Source organism: Kribbella speibonae (assembly GCF_004331375.1).
GTDB classification, from domain to species: domain Bacteria; phylum Actinomycetota; class Actinomycetes; order Propionibacteriales; family Kribbellaceae; genus Kribbella; species Kribbella sindirgiensis.
On sequence record NZ_SJKC01000001.1, the window covers coordinates 1,010,793 to 1,029,169 of the forward strand.

At 68.4% G+C, this 18,377-nt stretch carries 18 protein-coding genes; 7 read left to right on the forward strand and 11 right to left on the reverse strand.

Features of this window, described 5'->3' with window-relative positions:
* Window positions 1–213: 213 nt before the first annotated feature.
* Window positions 214–1,242 (forward strand): MsnO8 family LLM class oxidoreductase, encoded by a 1,029-nt coding sequence (locus E0H92_RS05120; RefSeq protein WP_238173319.1) that lies wholly within the window; start codon window positions 214–216, stop codon window positions 1,240–1,242.
* 9 nt (window positions 1,243–1,251) lie between these two features.
* Window positions 1,252–2,706: an NAD-dependent succinate-semialdehyde dehydrogenase gene (locus E0H92_RS05125; RefSeq protein ID WP_131495537.1), complete on the forward strand. Its 1,455-nt coding sequence runs from the start codon at window positions 1,252–1,254 to the stop codon at window positions 2,704–2,706.
* Here E0H92_RS05125 and E0H92_RS05130 read toward each other — a convergent pair.
* The 3 genes from E0H92_RS05130 to E0H92_RS05140 form a co-directional block, all read right to left on the reverse strand.
* Window positions 2,693–3,433: a polysaccharide deacetylase family protein gene (locus tag E0H92_RS05130; protein WP_238153012.1), complete on the reverse strand. Its 741-nt coding sequence runs from the start codon at window positions 3,431–3,433 to the stop codon at window positions 2,693–2,695. The genes E0H92_RS05125 and E0H92_RS05130 overlap by 14 nt on opposite strands.
* Window positions 3,434–3,563: 130 nt before the next feature.
* Window positions 3,564–4,301: a 3D domain-containing protein gene (locus E0H92_RS05135; RefSeq protein ID WP_131495538.1), complete on the reverse strand. Its 738-nt coding sequence runs from the start codon at window positions 4,299–4,301 to the stop codon at window positions 3,564–3,566.
* A gap of 90 nt (window positions 4,302–4,391) precedes the next feature.
* Complete coding sequence (locus E0H92_RS05140; protein WP_131495539.1) at window positions 4,392–4,946, reverse strand: GNAT family N-acetyltransferase; 555 nt, start codon at window positions 4,944–4,946, stop codon at window positions 4,392–4,394.
* A 69-nt stretch (window positions 4,947–5,015) separates the two neighbouring features.
* On the opposite strand from E0H92_RS05140, the gene E0H92_RS05145 reads away from it, so the two are divergent.
* Window positions 5,016–5,588: a TetR/AcrR family transcriptional regulator gene (locus E0H92_RS05145; protein ID WP_131495540.1), complete on the forward strand. Its 573-nt coding sequence runs from the start codon at window positions 5,016–5,018 to the stop codon at window positions 5,586–5,588.
* Here the strand turns inward: E0H92_RS05145 and E0H92_RS05150 are convergent.
* From E0H92_RS05150 to E0H92_RS05165, 4 genes are all read right to left on the reverse strand, one after another.
* Complete coding sequence (locus E0H92_RS05150) at window positions 5,580–8,012, reverse strand: glycoside hydrolase family 2 protein (protein WP_131495541.1); 2,433 nt, start codon at window positions 8,010–8,012, stop codon at window positions 5,580–5,582. The two genes, E0H92_RS05145 and E0H92_RS05150, sit on opposite strands and share 9 nt — an antisense overlap.
* Before the next feature lie 73 nt (window positions 8,013–8,085).
* Window positions 8,086–8,691 carry an SGNH/GDSL hydrolase family protein gene (locus E0H92_RS05155; protein WP_238173320.1) on the reverse strand — a complete coding sequence of 202 codons (606 nt, stop codon included), beginning with the start codon at window positions 8,689–8,691 and terminating at the stop codon, window positions 8,086–8,088.
* Complete coding sequence (locus E0H92_RS05160; RefSeq protein ID WP_131465021.1) at window positions 8,688–9,785, reverse strand: Gfo/Idh/MocA family protein; 1,098 nt, start codon at window positions 9,783–9,785, stop codon at window positions 8,688–8,690. Before E0H92_RS05160 ends, E0H92_RS05155 begins: the two co-directional genes overlap by 4 nt.
* Complete coding sequence (locus E0H92_RS05165; RefSeq protein ID WP_131495542.1) at window positions 9,782–10,531, reverse strand: sugar phosphate isomerase/epimerase family protein; 750 nt, start codon at window positions 10,529–10,531, stop codon at window positions 9,782–9,784. The genes E0H92_RS05160 and E0H92_RS05165 overlap by 4 nt, the downstream gene beginning before the upstream one ends.
* 297 nt (window positions 10,532–10,828) lie before the next feature.
* On the opposite strand from E0H92_RS05165, the gene E0H92_RS05170 reads away from it, so the two are divergent.
* Window positions 10,829–11,836 (forward strand): LacI family DNA-binding transcriptional regulator, encoded by a 1,008-nt coding sequence (locus E0H92_RS05170; protein WP_131465025.1) that lies wholly within the window; start codon window positions 10,829–10,831, stop codon window positions 11,834–11,836.
* On the opposite strand, the gene E0H92_RS05175 is transcribed toward E0H92_RS05170, so the two are convergent.
* From E0H92_RS05175 to E0H92_RS05185, 3 genes are all read right to left on the reverse strand, one after another.
* A complete protein-coding gene (locus E0H92_RS05175) occupies window positions 11,808–13,910 on the reverse strand; it encodes a molybdopterin-dependent oxidoreductase (RefSeq protein ID WP_131495543.1) in 2,103 nt (700 codons plus the stop codon). The genes E0H92_RS05170 and E0H92_RS05175 overlap by 29 nt on opposite strands.
* Before the next feature lie 34 nt (window positions 13,911–13,944).
* Entirely contained in the window at window positions 13,945–14,457 is a 513-nt protein-coding gene (locus E0H92_RS05180) for an AAA family ATPase (protein WP_131283438.1), read from the reverse strand.
* A 72-nt stretch (window positions 14,458–14,529) separates the two neighbouring features.
* On the reverse strand, window positions 14,530–15,138 hold the full coding sequence (locus tag E0H92_RS05185) for a TetR/AcrR family transcriptional regulator (RefSeq protein WP_131495544.1): 609 nt from the start codon (window positions 15,136–15,138) through the stop codon (window positions 14,530–14,532).
* Window positions 15,139–15,215: 77 nt separating this feature from the next.
* Here E0H92_RS05185 and E0H92_RS05190 point away from each other — a divergent pair, with 77 nt between their 5' ends.
* From E0H92_RS05190 to E0H92_RS05200, 3 genes are all read left to right on the forward strand, one after another.
* Window positions 15,216–15,764, forward strand: a complete 549-nt coding sequence (locus E0H92_RS05190) for a 2TM domain-containing protein (RefSeq protein WP_131495545.1) — start codon at window positions 15,216–15,218, stop codon at window positions 15,762–15,764.
* Between the two features lie 40 nt (window positions 15,765–15,804).
* A complete protein-coding gene (locus E0H92_RS05195; RefSeq protein ID WP_131495546.1) occupies window positions 15,805–16,440 on the forward strand; it encodes a Pr6Pr family membrane protein in 636 nt (211 codons plus the stop codon).
* A 175-nt stretch (window positions 16,441–16,615) separates the two neighbouring features.
* Window positions 16,616–17,266, forward strand: a complete 651-nt coding sequence (locus tag E0H92_RS05200; protein ID WP_131495547.1) for a class I SAM-dependent methyltransferase — start codon at window positions 16,616–16,618, stop codon at window positions 17,264–17,266.
* A 135-nt stretch (window positions 17,267–17,401) separates the two neighbouring features.
* On the opposite strand, the gene E0H92_RS05205 is transcribed toward E0H92_RS05200, so the two are convergent.
* Window positions 17,402–18,028 (reverse strand): transglycosylase family protein, encoded by a 627-nt coding sequence (locus E0H92_RS05205; RefSeq protein ID WP_131465037.1) that lies wholly within the window; start codon window positions 18,026–18,028, stop codon window positions 17,402–17,404.
* Window positions 18,029–18,377 lie beyond the last annotated feature (349 nt).

Sequence of the window (18,377 nt, forward strand, 5' to 3'; positions counted from 1 at the left end):
GGCCTGCCGGCACGCCGGGAACACTGCCTGCGCCGCAAGGGCCGCGGCAAGGGCTGCGATCACCCAAATTCGTGTGCTGGGACCGGTGTTCCGGATGGGGGCATAACTGCCGGAAGATGGGGGGCGAACCCCCATGCGGATCGGGCCCGGCGCTGCGACCGTGGGCTGGTGCTCACTCCACCTGCTCCCGGTTTGACTGTCTCGGCTCACTCTGTGCTGGACGTCGTACCGCAGCTGCCCGGTCAGTCGGCTGCGGCCGCGCTCCGGGAGACGGCGGAGGTCGCACTGGCCGCTGATGACCTCGGGTACCGCCGGTTCTGGATAGGGGAGCAGCATGGTGTCCGAGGCGTCGGCGGTGCAGCACCGGCGGTGCTGGCAGCCGTCCTGGCTGCACGAACGGATCGCATCCGGTTGGGAGCCGGCGGGCTCCTTCTGACCAACCACCAGCCGCTGGTCGTTGCTGAACAGTTCGCTGCGCTCGCTGCGGCGTACCCGGGTCGGATCGACCTCGGTGTCGCGGAGCAGAGCACCGTTGCACCTAGTACTGCGGCTGCACTCGCGGGTGGTGCGCGGAACACGTTTCCGCACCGGCTCGACGAGCTGTGCGGGTTCCTGCGCGACGGTACGCCGGGGCGGGCGCCGGTAGGCGACGTACGGCTGTCGCTGGCCGGCCAGCCGCCACCTGTGTTCGTCCTGGCCGATCGCCCAGCTGCTGCCATGACAGCCGCTGCTCGTGGACTGCCTGTGTTCCTGGCGCATCACTGCGCGGCGGCGACGACACCTGCCGCAATGGCGGCGTACCGCGAGCATTTCGAGCCGACCGGGCCGAAGACGCGGCCGTACGTCGCTGCCACGGTCGGAGTGGTCGCAGCGGACTCGGACGAGGAGGCACTCATCCGGTTCGCCGAGTATGTCCGCGTGCAGGGCCGCCTGGCCGCTGCTGGAGCGCGCGCGACGCCGGGGGAACTCATGGCGTTGCTGGAGCCCCCGCTGACCGGACGTGAGCGCGGCAAAGCCGAACGGCTGCTGGACTATCCGGGGACCATCGTCGGCTCCCGTGCGACCGTGGCGGCCGCACTGGGAGAGCTGGTCATCGCGACGACCGCGGACGAGCTCATGCTCGTCCCGCTGGCCTTCGACGGACTGATCCGGTCATCCATCCTGCGCAACGTCGCCTCCGCACTGACCCGGGTCGTCCGCACGGTCCCGAGGTCCGCACCGCCCCTCATCGCCACGGCCTAGTCTGGGTGTATGTCACGAGAGCGCGAAGTTGTCGAGGCGTGTCCCACCGAGCTGTTCATCGGCGGTAAATGGGTGGCGGCCTCCGGGACCTTTGCGGTCGAGGATCCGGCCACCGGTACGGCGCTCTGCGAGGTCGCCGATGCGAGCCCGGCGGACGGTCTGGCCGCTCTGGACGCCGCGGTCGCCGCGCAGGCCGACTGGGCCGCGACGGCACCGCGAGAACGTGGTGAGATCCTCCGCCGTACCTATGAGCTGATGACCGAGCGGGCCGACGACCTCGCGCTGCTGATGACGCTCGAGATGGGTAAGCCGGTCGCCGAGTCCAAGGGCGAGATCGCCTACGCGGCCGAGTTCTTCCGCTGGTTCGCCGAGGAAGCGGTCCGGATCGACGGCGGCTACCAGATCGCGCCGAACGGTGCGAGCCGCTTCCTGGTGATGCGCCAGCCGGTCGGCCCGTGCCTGCTGATCACGCCGTGGAACTTCCCCGCGGCGATGGGCGCCCGCAAGATCGGCCCGGCGGTCGCGGCCGGCTGCACGATGGTGATCAAACCGGCCGCGCAGACGCCGCTGTCGATGCTCAAGCTGGCCGAGCTGATGACCGAGGCCGGGCTCCCGGCCGGCGTCCTCAACGTGGTCACCACGCACGACGCGGGCGGCGTGATGGAACCGCTGATCCGCGACGGCCGCGCGCGCAAACTCTCCTTCACCGGCTCGACCCCGGTCGGCCGCAAGCTCCTCGAGCAAGCGTCCGAGCAGGTACTGCGGACCAGCATGGAGCTCGGCGGGAACGCGCCGCTGCTGGTGTTCGAGGACGCCGACCTGGACAAGGCCGTCGAAGGCGCGATGCTGGCCAAGATGCGCAACGGCGGCGAGGCCTGTACGGCGGCCAACCGGATCTACGTGCAGTCGTCGGTGATGGCCGAGTTCGCGACCCGGCTGACCGAGCGGATGTCCGCGCTGAAGGTCGGCCGCGGTACCGAGGACGGCGTCGACGTCGGTCCGCTGATCGACTCCAAGCAGCGGGACAAGGTCGCCGACCTGGTCGCGGACGCGATCGCGCAGGGCGCCCGCGTGCTGACCGGCGGATCGGTTGCTGAGGGCAATGGGTACTTCTTCCAGCCGACGGTGCTGGCCGACGTACCGACGACCGCCCGGCTGCAGAAGGAGGAGATCTTCGGTCCGGTCGCGCCGCTGACCGCGTTCGACACCGAGGACGAGGCCGTGCGGATGGCCAACGACACCGAGTTCGGCCTTGTCTCCTACCTGTTCACCAAGGACCTGAGCCGCGCCCTACGCGTCTCCGAACGCCTCGAGGCCGGCATGATCGGCCTCAACCAGGGCATCGTCTCCAACCCCGCCGCCCCCTTCGGCGGCGTAAAACAGTCAGGCCTCGGCCGAGAGGGCGGCACCATCGGCATCGACGAGTACCTGGATGTCAAGTACGTCGCAGTCAACGTCGACTGACCAACCGGGTGACGGTGACCAGTTCGTAGCCGCGGGAGCGGAGTTCGTGGACGATTGGGCCGATGGCTTGGGTGGTGTATGGCGCGTTGTCGCCGCCGTGCATGTGGAGTACGACGATTGAGCCGTTCTGCACGTGGTCCAGGACCTGCTTGATGATTGGCTGGGGTGACTTGGCGAAGCCGTCGGCGCCTGGTACGTCGAGGCCTACTGCTGTGACGCCGGCTGGTGCCAGTTCGTGTAGTGCGGTGGCGTCGTAGCAGCCGCCGGGGAAGCGGAACCATCTCGTGGCGTGCGGATCCAGTTGGTCCAGCTGTACGACGGCCCGCCGTACGTCGGCCAGCATGTCCTGCCGCGGAACTGTCCCGAGCGTGTAGCAGTGCTTGGTGAAACCGCGGTGGTCGTACGTGTGCGTCCCCAGCTCGAACAGCGGGTCGTTGGCGAGCTCCCGGACGACCTGTGGGTACTGCTCCATCCACATGCCCGTCAGGAACATGGTCGCCGGCACGTGTAGCGCTCTGAGCTCGTCGACCAGGGCCTTGTTGTAGTAGGAGTGCACCTTCCCACTGAGCAACCGGCGACGCATCAGTGCGGTCAGGTCGGCGTCGAACGTCAACGCGACCTGCTTCTTGTCCCGCGGCCCGTGGTCGAGCACAGGCATCACCTTGACGTTGCCCGAGGCACCTGGTCTGGCCTGCACCGGCGCGAGCGTCGGGCGAACCGTACGCACCGGTGCGACAGGAGCATGGGTCTGTGGCGTCTCACTCACCACGCCGGCTGTTGGCTTGGTGTCACTGCATCCGACAACAGTTGTCAGCAGCAACGCACCGACAAGTACACGTTTCCCCCAGGTCACTCCCTCACTCTACGGTGAGGGTGAGGCGCTGGATGCCCCAGTTGTCCGCGTCCGGGCCTGGCTGGAACCACACGTCGACGATGTCGTCCTTGATCCAGCTGCCGATGTCTGCGGCGTAGCAGTGGCCGTAGCCGGGGACGTACAGGCGGGTGCCCCACGGGATGATCCGGGCGTCGACTGCGCAGATGCCGGTGCCGGCGTTGTAGCCCAGGGCGGTCTGGGCGACGTCGTTGTACGCCGACACGCGGTAGTTCAGCGTGGTTCCCGCCGGCACGCGGTACGCCGCCAACCGGTTCGCGGCATCCAGGCGGTACGACGTACTGATCTGGCCGATCGACGCCGCCGCTGTGTCCTCGGCCGTCATCGCATAGACCTGGTAGTGCGCGCCATCGCACGGCGAAGCGTCCGTGACCTGCAGCGTCGGCTGACCCCAGTCACTGATCCACTGCAGTGCCTGCCCGTTCCGGAACGCCCGGTACGCCTTCGCGCCCGACACCCGGTCGAACGTGAACGTCACCTTCCCGTCCGCACCGAGGCCGCCGTTGATCCCACTCGGCGCAGGCAGCCGGCCGCTGACGTCGTACGGCGGTGCTGTCGTGCCGTTGCCGTGACCGCCGGAGATCGGCCGGTCGGGGATCGGGCCGGTGTAGAAGTGCTGACAGCCGGGCAATGCCGCGGAGGCAGTGGCCGGGGCGACCAGAAGCGACGTGACGCTCAGTAGAGCGACGGCGAGAAAGCGCATGACGACAAGACCTCCGAGGTGGGGCGGGACCTGGGGTTTCACCCCCAAGTAGCGGTCCCGCCGCACCATTAGTCAAGGTCTCGACGTAAGTCAGGCCCAGGACCTGCGGACCCAGTCGTCCTTCGTGATCGCCCAGACCTGGAGGTCGTGGATCGTGCCGCGGTACGGGAACGCCTGCCGCAGCGTGCCCTCGAGGACCATGCCGAGCCGCTGTGCGGTGGCCGCGCTCCGGGTGTTGCCGACCGCGCACCGCCACTCGACCCGGTTCAGCCCGCGGGTCCCGATCGCCCAGTCGACGAGCAGGCGACCGGCGCGGGTGATCAGCCCGCGTCCCTCTGCCTCGGCCGACAGCCACACGCCGAGCTCGCACGCGCCGAAGTTCGCCTCGAATACCCGGAACAGCAACCCGCCGACGAGTTCACCGTCCAGCCAGATCCCGTAGATCCGGCCCTCGTCCGCCGCCTGACGGGTGGCATACCGCTGCAGGAACTTCCTGGCCTGCTCCTCGTCGGTCACCAGGTCGGCCCAGGGGATGTACGGCGAGATGTTCTCGCGCGCCTTGTCCACGTGCGCCGCGAACTCGCCCGCCTGCCAGGGCTCCAGCGGTCCGAGTTCGGCGCCGTCGCCGAGCTGTACTGCGAACATCAGCCCTCCTCCAGTTACATAACAACCGTTACGCAACTGTACACAACAAGTGTTCGGTACCATCGCCGCATGCCCGCGAAGACCGATCACGACGCCCGGCGGCGCGATGTGTCCGCCGCGGTCTGGCGCGTCGTCGCCGAGGGCGGGTTCGGCGCGCTGACGCTGCGCTCGGTCGCTGCCGAGCTGGGCGCGTCGACGGGTCTCGTGACGCACTATTTCGGATCGAAGCAGCAGCTGATCAGGCACGCCCTGGAGCTCGCCGAAGAACGGACCCGTGCGTTGATCCCGGAACTGACCGACCTGAGGACGGCATTGGCCGCCGTGCTGCCGACGACGCCGGAAGCGACCGAGATCAGCCGGGTCTGGGTCAGCTCCTGGGACGTCGCCCTCGCCGAACCCGAGCTGCGCGACCTGGAGCGGGCCCGCTACCGCCGCTGGCGGACCCGCCTTCGTCCCCTTGTGATCAAGGCCCAGTCAGTAGGCGACCTGCCGCCCGGTGACCCGGGCGACCTGGCCACCGGTCTGGCCGCGTTCGCGCACGGCTTGGTTGTGCAGGCGCTTTTCGACCCCACGACCTACACACCCAAGCGACAGCTCCGCATCCTGGACACCCACCTGGCCGGCCTGCGCCCCTCAGACTAGGTCGTTCACCGATCGCAGCACCGGTACGCCGACCTGGTCCGGAGCAGACGCGCCCGTGACGTGGAACGTGTGGGTCTCGCCCGCGGACAGGGTGACGAGGCACGAGTCGACCCGGGCGGCTGCGTCCAGCCGGTCCGGGAACAGCGCCAGGTCCTTCGCCAGCGCGGTCGCCGTGACCGTGACGTCGTACCCGCCCTCGGTCGGCGTGATCGCGGTTGTGTAGGCGTTGCCCGCGAGCTGCAGCTCGGTGTCCTCGACGAAGTACGAGTACGCCGTGACGCCGTCGGCACCGCGCACCTCGAGGTACTCCGCTGCCGGGTTGCCGGCAACCGCAACGGATTCGGGGAGGTCGTTGACGACCGCAGACCGGGCCGCGATCTCGATCGCGAACGTCTCCTGCGCCAGCACGTCGTCGCCGAGCGTCGAGCGTCGCGTGACCGTCACCTCCGTCGACCACTGCGCGTCGGTGTCGTTGTGTGCGGCAACGACCAGCTGGTTCTCGCGCGGCTGCACGGTCAGCAGCCGGTCGGCGTACACGCGCTTCAACGCGTACCACAACGGCTTCCGGATCCCGTGCCCGTCGACTGCCGCCCACGAGACCACCGGCCAGTTGTCGTTCAGCTGCCAGACGACCGCGCCGGTGTTCAACGGGAACAGGCTGCGGAAATGCTCGATACCGTAGGCGATCGCCCGCGCCTGGTTCAGCTGCGTGATCCAGTGCCAGTCGTCGATGTTCTTCCAGACCGGGAGGTGCTCGCCCAGTCCGCGTTCCAGCTTGAGGTTGCCCTCGAAAGCCTTCTGGTGCACCAGCATCTGCTGCCCGTACGGGTCCAACGGCGCGTCGTGCACGACCGATGTCAGCGTCGACCACGCCGGCGGTCCCTGGAACCCGAACTCCGACACGAACCGCGGCTTGTACTTGCGGTACGTCGTGTAGTCCACCTGGTTCCAGACGTCCCAGATGTGCATCGTCCCGTGCCGGTCGTCGTTCGGGTGGATGAACTGGTCGAACGAGTACGGGCTGCCGGCCGAGTACGGCGTCCGCGGGTCGAGCTCGGCGACGATCTTGGGCAGCAGGTCGAGGTAGTACCCGGCGCCCCACGGCCGCCCGGCCAGCGGGACCCGCCAGCCCCACTCGACGTACCCCCAGATGTTCTCGTTGTTGCCGTTCCACACCGCGAGGCTGGCGTGCCGGCTCAGTCGGGTGACGGCCTCACGCGCCTCCGCCTCGACCTCGCTCCACAGCGGCTCCTCCTCGGAGTACGCCGCGCACGCGAACAGGAAGTCCTGCCAGACCAGGATTCCCAGCTCGTCGCAGATGTCGTAGAAGTCCTCGCTCTCGTAGATCCCGCCGCCCCAGACGCGCAGCAGGTTCATGCCGGAGTCGACCGCGTCCTCGATGCTGGTCCGGTACGTCTCCGCGTTGAGTCGGGTGACGAACGCGTCGTCGGGGATCCAGTTCGCGCCGCGGACGTAGATCGGCTTGCCGTTCACGGAGAGCACGAACGGCGTACCGTCGTTGTCCGGGGCAACGTTCAGGCTGATGTCGCGGAAGCCCACCCGGCCGGTCCAGGTGTCGTCGGCCAGCGTCACCGTCACGTCGTACAACGGTTGCTCGCCGTGCCCGCGCGGCCACCAGAGGTCCACCGCGGGGACCCGGTTGGTGAGCACAGCGGTGTCGGTGCCGGGCTTGACGCTCGTGGACTGCGTCGTCCCGCCGACCTCCGCGGTGACGGTGGCGTACTCGGAGGCGGTGTCGGTCCAGATCAGCGAGACAAAGGTGTTCAGAACGCCGTCGGCGCCGGCGAGCGGGCGGACGGCGTCGATGCGTACGCCGGACCAGGACTCGATCCGGATCGGCCGCCAGATCCCCGCGGTGGCGACGTCCGGTCCCCAGTCCCAGCCGAAGTTCGAGGCCATCTTCCGCAGCTCGTTGTACGGGTGCAGGTTGGTGTGCGGCCAGCTGCCGACCTTGGCCCGCTCCGCCTCGGCGGCCGCCACCGGACCCTCGAACTCGACCATCAGTTCGTTGTCTCCGGCAACCAGTACGCCGGTGACGTCGAACCGGTACGAGCGGTGCTGGTTCGCGGTCCGGCCGAGCTCCTGGCCGTTCAGGGAGACCGTTGCGACCGTGTCCAGGCCCTCGGCCACCAGCTCCTGCCGCTCGTTGCCGTCTGCAACCCAGGAAAACGTTGTCTGGAATTTCCAGCGGGTCCGGCCGATCCAGTGCAGCGCCGACTCGTTGTCACCGTCGAACGGGTCCGGGATCTCACCGGCGGCAAGCAGGTCGGTGTGCACCTCGCCCGGTACGGTCGCGGCCACGGCGCGTCCGATCAGGCCGTCGGGCGCCGGACCGTCGACCGCGTGCACGGTCCAGGCGGCACCGCCGTCGGTGGTCAGGTCGAGGGTCTTCAGCGAGGTCACAGTCGAGCTCCAGAGGTGAACCGGTTTAGTTGAACAACGCTGCTCCCCGGCGAAACTGGGGAGCTTATGAAGGTCAGGCGTCCAGCACGTACCGTCGCCACAGATCGGCCAGGGCACGATGTCCGGCGGCGGACGGGTGTACGCCGTCGCCGGCGAGCGCCGCCGGCCCGACGGATGCTGCGTGCTTGGTCAGCTCGACATCGAGGGGAACCAGGATCGCGCCGTACTCGACGGCGAGCTTCCGGACCACGTCGAGCTTCGGGTCCAGGTCCTCCCGCCACTCCTCCTGCCCGTCCTTCACCGGCAGCAGGAACGGCTCCATCAGAACCACCGGACACGACAGCGGGTCGAGCAACGACCGGTACGACGCCTCGAAGTCCTCAGGTGTCGTCGGGTCGTCCTCGTCGTACCGCCGCCAGGTGTCGTTGATCCCGATCAGGATCGACACCAGCGCCGGGTCGTTCGTCAGGACGTCGGCGGACCACCGGGCGGCCAGATCGACCGCCCGGTTGCCGCTGATACCGGCGTTCACGATCCGCGGCCGGCGTTCGCCGAGATCGTCGTACAGATTGCGGACATAGCCGTCACCGAGTCCGGAAGGATCGGTCCGGCGGCCGCAGTCGGTCACCGAGTCCCCGGCGAACACCACGGTCCGCCGGGGATCAAGGAGAATGCTCACAGGGTGGCCGCCGTGACGTCCCAGTCGTCCGGCAGGATCGACGCGACCTCGACCGTGCTCTTCACGTCCACGAACGCGCCGGTGTCGATGGAGTCGGTGATGGAGGCCATCACGTCGACGATGTGGAACGCCAGCGCCCCGGTCGCCCGGTGCGGACGGTCGGCCCGGATGGCGCGCGCCATCTCGAGTACGCCGGTACCGCGCTGCGCGACCGCCTTCGTCTCGGCGATCGTCTCCCAGTCCTCCGCGCCGCGGCGACGGATCTTGATCGCACCGTCGAAACCGTTCGGGTCCGGGACGGCGAGGGTCGCCTCCGAGCCGCTGATCTCGACGAACCCGCCGCGCGACAGCGGCGAGTCGAAGCTGAAGATGCTCTGCGACGACTGCCCCGACTCGAACTTCGCGATCGCGCTGACATGCGTCGGCACGGTGACGTCGAAGTCGGTCCCCGCCAGCGGACCGGAGCCGATCGTGCGCTTGTCCTTCGACTTCGAGCCGATCCCCGCGACCGCGGCGACCGGACCGAAGAGCTGGACCAGCGTGGTCAGGTAGTACGGGCCGATGTCCCAGAGCGGACCCGCGCCTTCCTGGAACAGGAACGCCGGGTTCGGGTGCCAGGACTCCGGACCGGGGGACTGCATCAGGGTGAGCGCGGTCAGCGGCGTACCGATGTCACCGCGCTCGATGATCCGGCGGGATTCCTGCAGACCCGGGCCCAGGATGGTGTCGGGTGCGCAGCCCAGCCGCACGCCCGCGTCCTGGGCCGTCGCCAGCAGTTTCAGGCCGCTCTCCTGGTCGAGCGAGAACGGCTTCTCGCTCCAGACGTGCTTACCGGCGGCCACCGCGGCGAGGGCCACCTCGACGTGCGCGACCGGGATGGTCAGGTTGACCACGATCTCGACGTCCGGGTTGCTCAGCACCGCCTCGGGACCCCCGTGGGTCTCGATGCCGTACTGCTCGGCCTTCTCCTTGGCGGCCTCCGGCCGAAGGTCGCCGATCGCGACGACCTTCAGGTCCGGGAAGCTCTGCATGCTCTTGATGTAGGCGTCGGAGATCACTCCGGCGCCGACTACACCAACACCGACAGCGGTCATTCAGGTGCACCCTCTCCGGTCAGGAACGTGTAGCTGCCCGCGACCGCGTCGAGGATCTCGCCGGTGAAGTCGTCCAGCTCGACCACCCGGAGCGCCTGCGGCGCGGCGGCCAGGATGTCCCGGACCGCGATGATGCCGTCGCCGACCGCGACCTGCGCCTTGTTGTTCAGGGTGCCGTCGCCGTCCTTGACGTGGATCGCGGTGACCCGGTCGCCGAACTTCTTCAGCAGCGCCGGTACGTCGGCGCCGCCGACCGCGGCCCAGTACGTGTCGACCTCGAGGATCACGTCGTCGGACAGGTTGTCGACGAGGATCTCCAGCGCGTGCACGCCGCCGATCTTCGACTCGAGCTCGAACTGGTGGTTGTGGTACCCGACCGTGATGCCGTGCGCCGCCGCCTCGACCGCGGCCTTGTTCAGCCCGTCGGCGATGACCTTGATCTCGTCGGCCGACTGCCAGCGCGTCGGGTCGGTGTGCGGGTCGATGACCGTGGTGATGCCGAGCCGCTCGGCGGCGGCGTAGATCGGGGCACTGTCGTCCTTGAGCAGGCCGGCGTGCGTGGTCGGGGCCGAGAGTCCGTGCTTGGGCAGCGCCTCGGCCAGACGGTCCGCGTAGGCGGTGACACCGAAGGGCTCGACCTTCGTGTAGCCGATCTCCGCGATGCGGGCCAGGGTGCCGTCGAAGTCCTCTTCGAGCTTGCCCCGGACCGTGTAGAGCTGGAGGGACAGGTGGTCCTTTGCGACCATGGTTTCTCCTTGTCGGCGGCGTCTGACCCGCTGCCCTGGGATCAACGCCGACTGATAAGCCGAACCGGTTAAGTAACGACGGCAACCGTATCCCAACCGCCCGGGTCCACACCACCCTCCGCCCAACGACTGGGCGGTCACCACACCGGAAATCCACGGTTTTCGCCAGGGGCGAAGAGGTTTGATCAAACGGTCACTTTGTGTGCCCAGGTGATGACAGAGGGTGGAATCGGCGCAACACTGAAGGGTGCTGGATCGACCGTCAGCGATCCGGCCGCCCGTGAGGAGGGTGTTGTCGTGTCTCGTGTGACCATCAAAGAGATCGCCCGGCGTTGTGGGGTCTCCCAAGGCGCGGTGTCCTACGCGCTCAACAACCAGCCCGGGGTGTCGGAGGCGACCCGGGCGCGGGTGCTGAAAGTCGCCGCCGAAATGGAGTGGGTGCCGAACCGCGCCGCGCGGCAACTGTCCGCCGCGCGCAGTGAGACGTTCGGGCTGGTACTCGCCAGGTCCGCCCAGACGCTGATCGAGGAGCCGTACTTCATGGGCTTCGTCGGCGGCGTCGAATCGGTCCTGGCGGAGAAGTCGTTCGCGCTGGCCCTACAGGTCGTCGCCGACCTGGACGCGGAGGTCGCGACGTACCGGAAGTGGGCCGCCGAGCGTCGCGTCGACGGCGTGATCGTCGTCGATCTCCGGGTCGCCGATCCGCGCATCCCGGTACTGCGCAAACTCGGTCTGCCGGCCGTTCTGGTCGGGGATCCCGCGCTCGCGGACGGGATGCCGTGCGTCTGGACCGACGGCGCCGCGGCGATGACCGCGGCCCTCGATCATGTGGAGTCCCTCGGGCACCGGGTGGTCGCGCGGATCGCCGGTCCGCCCGAGTTCGGCGACGTCTGGATCCGTGACCAGGCGTACGACGTGGCCGCCCGGAGGCTCGCGCTGACAGCGATGGTCCATCACACCGACTACTCGGCGACGCAGGGCGCCGACGCGACCCGCGACGTCCTGGCCGCCATCCCGCGGCCGACGGCGATCATCTACGACAACGACCTGATGGCGGTCGCCGGACTGGCCGTCATCCAGGCGCTCGGCCTGCGCATCCCCGACGACATCACGCTGGTCGCCTGGGACGACTCGCCGCTGTGCCGGATCACGCATCCGACCCTCACGGCCCTGAGCCACAACGTGGTCGGCTACGGCGCCGAGGTGATGCACCGCCTGCTGGATGTCCTGGCCGGCGCGCCACCGCAGGCCCACCTGTACTCGACGCCGCTGCTGCTCATCCGGGAGAGCTCTGCCCCGCGGTGACCGTGACGGGGACTCCGTTGACGGCCGCGGTGCCTGCCGTGGGGTCGATGAAGGCCGCGTCGGTGATGTCGTTCGCGCTCGATCCGTTGACGTGGTTGGCGATCGTCAGTTGCGTGCCGGGCCGGTTGTGGCCGAAACCGTGCGGCAGGCTGACCACCCCCGGCATGATGTCGTTGCTGGAGGCAACCTCTACCGAGATCGAGCCGGCCGCGGACGTGACGGTCACCAGCTGGCCGTCGGTGAGCTCGCGGTCGGCCAGGTCGTGCGGGTGCATCAGGAGCTGATGGCGCGGCTTTCCCTTCACCAGTCGCGCGGAGTTGTGCATCCAGGAGTTGTTGTTGCGCAGGTGCCGCCGGCCGATCAGCAGGAGCTCGTCGACCTCGACGGTGGTCAAAGCGTCCAGTCGCGGCAGATCGTCCAGGATCATCCGCTGCGCGAGATCGATCCGCTGCGACTTCTTGTGCAGAGCCCCCGGCAGCACCGGCTGCAACGGCCCCAGATCGATCCCGCCCGGCGACCGCCGCAACTTCCCGACCGACAACCGGTACGGCCCGATCCGCAGCCCCGCGTCCACGATCCGCCGCGGCGACAACCGCAGCCGCACTGTCGTCTCGACCCGGCGCCGGCTCCACGGAGTACGCCGTACCAAGGCCAGCCCGAGATCGCGGAAGATCTCCCAGTCGTGCCGTGCCGATGCGGGTTTCGGGAGCACGGCGTCGTTCCAGCGGGCCGTGTTCCGCACCGCCAGTTGATGGAACACGATGTCGTAATGGTCCCGCTCCAGGGGCGGTGCAGGCGGCAGGATCACGTCGGCGTGCCGCGTCGTCTCGTTGATGTACGGATCGACCGCGACCATGAAGTCCAGTGACCCGAGCGCCTCGTCCAGCCGCCGTCCGTCCGGGGTCGACAGCACCGGGTTCCCGGCGACCGTGACCATCGCGCGGATCTGGCCCTCGCCCGGCGTCAGGATCTCTTCCGTCATCGTCGACACCGGCAGCTCACCGCCGAACTCCGGCAACCCGCGCACCCGGCTCTTCCAGACGCCGACATGCCCGCGTCCGAGCCCCAGCAACGGGTTCACGGCCGGCCGCGGGAACATCGTGCCGCCGGGCCGGTCGAGGTTGCCGGTGATGATGTTCAGCACCTGGATCGCCCACTGGCAGATCGCGCCGAACTGCTGCGTCGACACCCCGACCCGTCCGTAACAGGCCGCCCGCTCGGCCGCGCCGAACTCCTGGGCGATCCGCCGGATCACGTCCGCCGGGATGCCGGTGATCCCCGCGGCCCGCTCCGGCGTCCACGCCTCGACCGCAGCCTCGACGGCCTCGAACCCGTCGACGTACGCCGCCGGCCGCGCGAAGCCCTGCGTGATGACCTCGTGGATGACCGCGAGCAGAAACGCCGCGTCCGTACCCGGACGGACGAAATGGTGCTCGTCGGAAACCGCTGCAGTCTCGGTCCGGCGGGGATCGATGACGACCAGCTTTCCGCCGCGTTTCCGCAATTCCTTCAACCGTTTTCCGAACCCGGGCGCGGTCATCATGCTCCCGTTCGACGCCAACGGATTCGCCCCGAGCATCAGCAGGTACGCCGTCCGGTCGATATCCGGTACCGCGACCATCAGCTGATGCCCGTACAGCAGGTATGACGCGAGCATGTGCGGCAACTGGTCGATCGACGTCGCGCTGAACCGGTTCCGGGTCCGCAACTGCCGGACCATCGTCGGCATGTGGGTGAGCGCGCCGAGACTGTGCACGTTCGGGTTCCCCAGGTACACCCCGACCGCGTTCCGCCCGTGCTCGCGCTGGATCCCGGTGAGCTTGTCGACGACGAGCTCGTACGCCGCCTCCCACCCGATCTCCTGCCAGCCGTCCGGCGTCCGGCGGACCGGTGTGGTCAACCGGTCGGGGTCCTCCTGGAGATCGCGCAGTGCGACCGCCTTCGGGCAGATGTGACCGCGCGACAGCGGGTCGGACTCGTCGCCGCGGATGTCGGTGACGCGCCCGTCCTCGACGGTCACCAGGACACCGCAGATCGCTTCACAGAGATTGCAGGACGTCCGCCGTACGGTCATCCACTCAAACTACCCTCGGGTAGCGCGGCCCGCATCAGTCGAAGCGTGCCTCGTCGAGACGGCCGAGGATCGCGTCCACGGTCTCGCCGACCGACAGATCGGAGTTGTCCAGCCACAACCCGCGCCGCGGACTGAACGCGTGCAGTTCGTAGTCGAGCTCGTCGACCAGATGATGCGCGCCGCCGAGCCGGGTCGAGATGACCTCCGGCCGCGGTGTCAGTACGACGAGGTAGCGCGGCCGGGTCTGGATGCCGTCCAGGAACTCGCGCAGCAGTTCACCGATCACCACGTCCTGCAGCACCACCGTGAAACCGGCGTTCGCGTACTCGTCGGCGGCCTTACAGGCCAGCCGGTAGCGCAACTGCAATTGCCGTTGCGCCTCGAGTACGTCGTCGGCCATCGAGGCCTGACCGCTGACGATCATTCGCCGGAAAACGTCCCCCCGAAGATGCACGCCGTACTGGAATCTCTCGGCGAGCATTTGGGACACCGACGACTTCCCCGCCGCCATGATTCCACTGACGACGATCACCCCCTCGGACTCCATGCGGTGATCGTGCCACGTGCCGCGACGTTTTAGTCCGGTCTCGGCGATTCTTCTCCGAAAACCCCAGGTTTGTCAGGGGTTTTCGGCCATCAGCGACTCCAGATGGTGGCGCATCAGCTGCCGCAGCCGCGACGGCGTGGTGCGCTCGGGCTGGATCGCCGCGTGCAGTGCGAGACCGTCGAGTACTGCGTGCAGGAGGTCGACCTCCCGGCGCAGATCGAGACCGTCCCTCAGCACGCCCGCATCGGCGAGTGAGCGGAGCAGCGACTCGCAGAGTTCACGCAGTCCGTTGTGGACCGTGTCGAGGTGTTCCTGCAGGGCGCCGGCATCGGATTCGGCCCGGGCCTGCGCGGTGAACGCCAGCCAGACGTCGAACTCGGCGCGGCGCTCGGCGTCCAAGGGAAGAACCTCGTCGAGGTAGCGCAGCACGATGGTCTGCACGCTGCCTTTGGGCTCGATCGCGCCGATCCGCTCGGTCACCCGGCGCGACACCAGGTCCATCGCGAAGCTGAGCAGCCCGTCCTGGTCGGGGAAGTAGTACCGCACCGCGCCCGCGGACCAGCCCGCCTCGGCGGCGACGGTACGGACCGAGGCCGCGCGGATCCCGTCCCGGCGTACCACCCGCCAGAGCGCCTCGGCGATCTCCTCGCGGCGGGTGGCGTGGTCGACGATCTTCGGCACGCGTCCTTTTTAGCACAGCTGTGTTAGTCTCGTTTACAACACAGTCGTACTGAAAACATTCTCGGGAGGGGAACGCTGTGCTGATCGCTGTGATCGCCGCGTGTGAGATCGGATTCTGGGTCCTGCTCGCCGCCGGCATGGTGACGCGCTACCTGCTGCGGCAGCCGAAGGCCGGTCTCGTACTGCTGGCCGGCGTGCCGCTGGTCGACGTCGTGATGCTGGTCGCGAGCGTCCTGGACATCCATCGCGGGGGCGAGCCTTCGTTCAAGCACTCGCTGGCCGCGATCTTCATCGGCGTCAGCGTCGGGTTCGGGCACCAGACGCTGAAGTGGGCGGACGGCTGGGCCGCGCACTACATGGGTGGTGGACCGCGTCCGGTGAAGCCGCCGAAGAAGGGCCCGGAGCGTGCCCGCCGCGAACGTGCCGGCTGGTTCCGGCACCTGCTCGCGTACGCCGTCGGCGTCGGCATCATGATCGGCCTCGGCCTGCTCTCCGGTCGCGGGTACGACGCGGCGCTCGGGCCGGCGTGGACCTGGACCATCGTGCTGGTGATCGACGCGGTCGTCTCGTTCAGCTACTCGTTCGAGGGCGCCGAGCCGGAGGCGCGGGAGAAGCAGTCGGTCTGATCTCCCCACGCGCGCCGCGTGGTCGTCGTACATTGCGAATATGACGATGACGGGGCGTATCTGGACGTGGCTGACCGTTGCGGTGGTCGTCGCGGGAATCGGGATTCAGTTGCCGCTGTCGGCGCAGAACGAGGAGGGTTTCTTCTCCACCGCGCCCGAGCGCTTCTTCAACGTGTTCGCGTACTTCACGATCCAGTCGAACCTGCTGCTCGGCGGTACGGCGCTCGTGCTCGCCGTGTGGCCCGGCCGTTCGCACGGTGAGCTGTTCAAGACGCTGCGGCTGAACGGCGTGCTGTGCATCGCGGTGACCGGGATCGTCTACCACACGGCGCTGGCCGGGCTGGACGACCTGAGCGGCTGGGCGTGGGTGGCGAACCTCCTGCTGCACACCGTCGCCCCGGTCGTCGGCGTACTCGGCTGGCTGCTGTTCGGGCCGCGCGACCAGACCGACTGGCGGATCGTCGGGTGGTCGATCGTGTTCCCGTTGCTGTGGCTCGCGTTCACCCTGATCCGCGGGGCGTTCGTGCACTTCTATCCGTATCCGTTCGTGAACGTCGACGACCACGGGTACGGGCGGGTGCTACTGAACTGTCTGCTGGTGGCGGTACTGTTCCTGGCTCTGGCGGCGGGGGCGACCACCCTCGATCGCCGCCTGCGCCATGAGAGGGTGTCTTGAAACTCTGCGCCTACTGCGCGGCGCTCGGCGGGCACATCGCCGCGTTGGAGGGCGAGGCACGGAGAACCCCACTCCGAGCCTCGCCCTCCACCTTGCGCTGCACTCCGCCGAGCACCTGCTCGCGACGGCGCAGAGTTCCAAGGCACCCTCTAGACAACCGTCGAAAGGTAGACCCGTGCTGGTGACCTCGCGCTCGTACGCCGAGTACGAAGCGATGTTCGACCTGAAGGAACTCCCCGACTCCGTACTCGACTGCTGCGCGGGAGGTGCCGGCTTCACCGCCGAGGCCGCGGCCCGTGGCGTCGACGCGATCGCCGCCGATCCGGCGTACGAGCTGGATCATCCCGAACTCGTCGACAGCGTCCGGCGCAGCCTTCCGGCGACGTCGGGGATCATCGGCGAACACGAGGGGAGCTTCGTCTGGCACTGGTACGGGTCGCCGGAGCGCAAGGACCAGTACCGGATCGAAGCGGCCGACCGGTTCCTGCAGGACGTCGCGGCCGCGCCGGAGCGGTACGTCGCCGCGGGACTGCCGGATCTGCCGTTCGGTGATCGGCGGTTCGAGCTGGTGCTGTGCTCGCACCTGCTGTTCACCTGGGCCGACAAGTATGACCGGGACTGGCACGAGGCGGCGTTGCGGGAGCTGATCCGGGTCAGCAATGCCGAGGTGCGGATCTTCCCGCTGGTGCTGCAAGGGGCCGGCGAGTCGATCCCCTGGCTGCCGGAGCTGCTGGACTCGCTCGAGGGCGTGACCCCTGAGATCCGCAAGGTGCCCTACGAGTTCCAGGTCGGCGCCGACGAGATGCTGGTCATCACCCGCACCTGATCCACTGGTGCTTCCCAACCCATCGCGCTCACGGATGAGTTGCGCACTAACCCGTCACGATGGGCGGGAAGCGTCCAGGGGGTGCCGGGCAGGTGGCGGGAGGACGGTCTACCACCGACCCGCCCGGCTGCCGGGTCAGCGGAGGTACTTGCCGCAGACGGGCCACGGAGAGGCGCCGCGCTGCGCGTAGAGCTTCTTCGCGCGCATCAACTGCTCGGCCGCGGAGGCCTTCGCCGGGTTGCCGGAACCGCCGACGCTGCGCCAGGTCTGCAGGTCGAACTGGAACAGCCCGTAGTAGCCGGCCGGGTTGACCGCGCGCGGGTTGCCGCTGGACTCGCAGTTCGCGACCTTGGCCCAGGCGCCGCTCAGGTTCGCCTTGCCGCTCTTCGTCGACGGGCGGTCCTCGGAACGGCTGGTCCGGGCCTTGCGCTCGGTCTTCTCGGACTTCTTCGCCTCGGACTTCTTGGTGACCTTCTTCGGCGCCGGAGTGGCGGCCTTCTTCACGCCGTCCAGCGAGAGGGTCTGCCCGATCAGAATCAGATTCGGGTCCTTCAGGTTGTTGATCCGGGCCAGTTCGTGCCAGTCGGCGCCGTTGGCCTGGGCGATCTCGGAGAGGGTGTCACCGGCCTTGACCTGGTAGTCGGTCGCGAACGCCGCACCGGCGCCGGCTGCGGTGATGCCGGCTCCCAGACCGGCGATGGAGAGGGTTCGGGCCACCCGGCGAGTGCTTCGCCGGGCGCGCGCATGTCGGGCCTTGGACATCTGAAATGCGCTCCTTGTGAGCTTGGGCATGGTGGGACGCACCAGGCCCCCCGTGCAGGGGAGGGGCACTCGGACAGGTCACAGGACGGCGTCCGAACGGTCACGCCCCGGTAACGGCGCGACCTGAGTCATCCTGTGCGAGGTTCGGCGGAAACGCAACCCCGGATTCCGATCTGCCCCGAACTTTTTCCATGGTCTGACATTCCGAAACCCCAACAACAGAACGGTTTCCGGGTCCGACACGCCGACGGCCGAAGCGTGGAACCGATCGGTTTACCACCGCCGGAAACGGGCGTGTCGCGACCATTTCGACAGTGCTTTCCCGTGTCGTCCGAACGGTTCGCTCGTT

Excerpts from the sequence above, each read along its gene's own strand:
- E0H92_RS05135 (WP_131495538.1), bottom strand. The coding sequence starts at position 4,301 with ATGCGCTTTCTCGCCGTCGCTCTACTGAGCGTCACGTCGCTTCTGGTC.
- E0H92_RS05175 (WP_131495543.1), bottom strand. The coding sequence starts at position 13,910 with ATGACCGTACGGCGGACGTCCTGCAATCTCTGTGAAGCGATCTGCGGT.
- E0H92_RS05165 (WP_131495542.1), bottom strand. The coding sequence starts at position 10,531 with ATGGTCGCAAAGGACCACCTGTCCCTCCAGCTCTACACGGTCCGGGGC.
- E0H92_RS05145 (WP_131495540.1), top strand. The coding sequence starts at position 5,016 with ATGCCCGCGAAGACCGATCACGACGCCCGGCGGCGCGATGTGTCCGCC.
- E0H92_RS05195 (WP_131495546.1), top strand. The coding sequence starts at position 15,805 with ATGACGATGACGGGGCGTATCTGGACGTGGCTGACCGTTGCGGTGGTC.
- E0H92_RS05140 (WP_131495539.1), bottom strand. The coding sequence starts at position 4,946 with ATGTTCGCAGTACAGCTCGGCGACGGCGCCGAACTCGGACCGCTGGAG.
- E0H92_RS05205 (WP_131465037.1), bottom strand. The coding sequence starts at position 18,028 with ATGTCCAAGGCCCGACATGCGCGCGCCCGGCGAAGCACTCGCCGGGTG.
- E0H92_RS05180 (WP_131283438.1), bottom strand. The coding sequence starts at position 14,457 with ATGGAGTCCGAGGGGGTGATCGTCGTCAGTGGAATCATGGCGGCGGGG.
- E0H92_RS05160 (WP_131465021.1), bottom strand. The coding sequence starts at position 9,785 with ATGACCGCTGTCGGTGTTGGTGTAGTCGGCGCCGGAGTGATCTCCGAC.
- E0H92_RS05125 (WP_131495537.1), top strand. The coding sequence starts at position 1,252 with ATGTCACGAGAGCGCGAAGTTGTCGAGGCGTGTCCCACCGAGCTGTTC.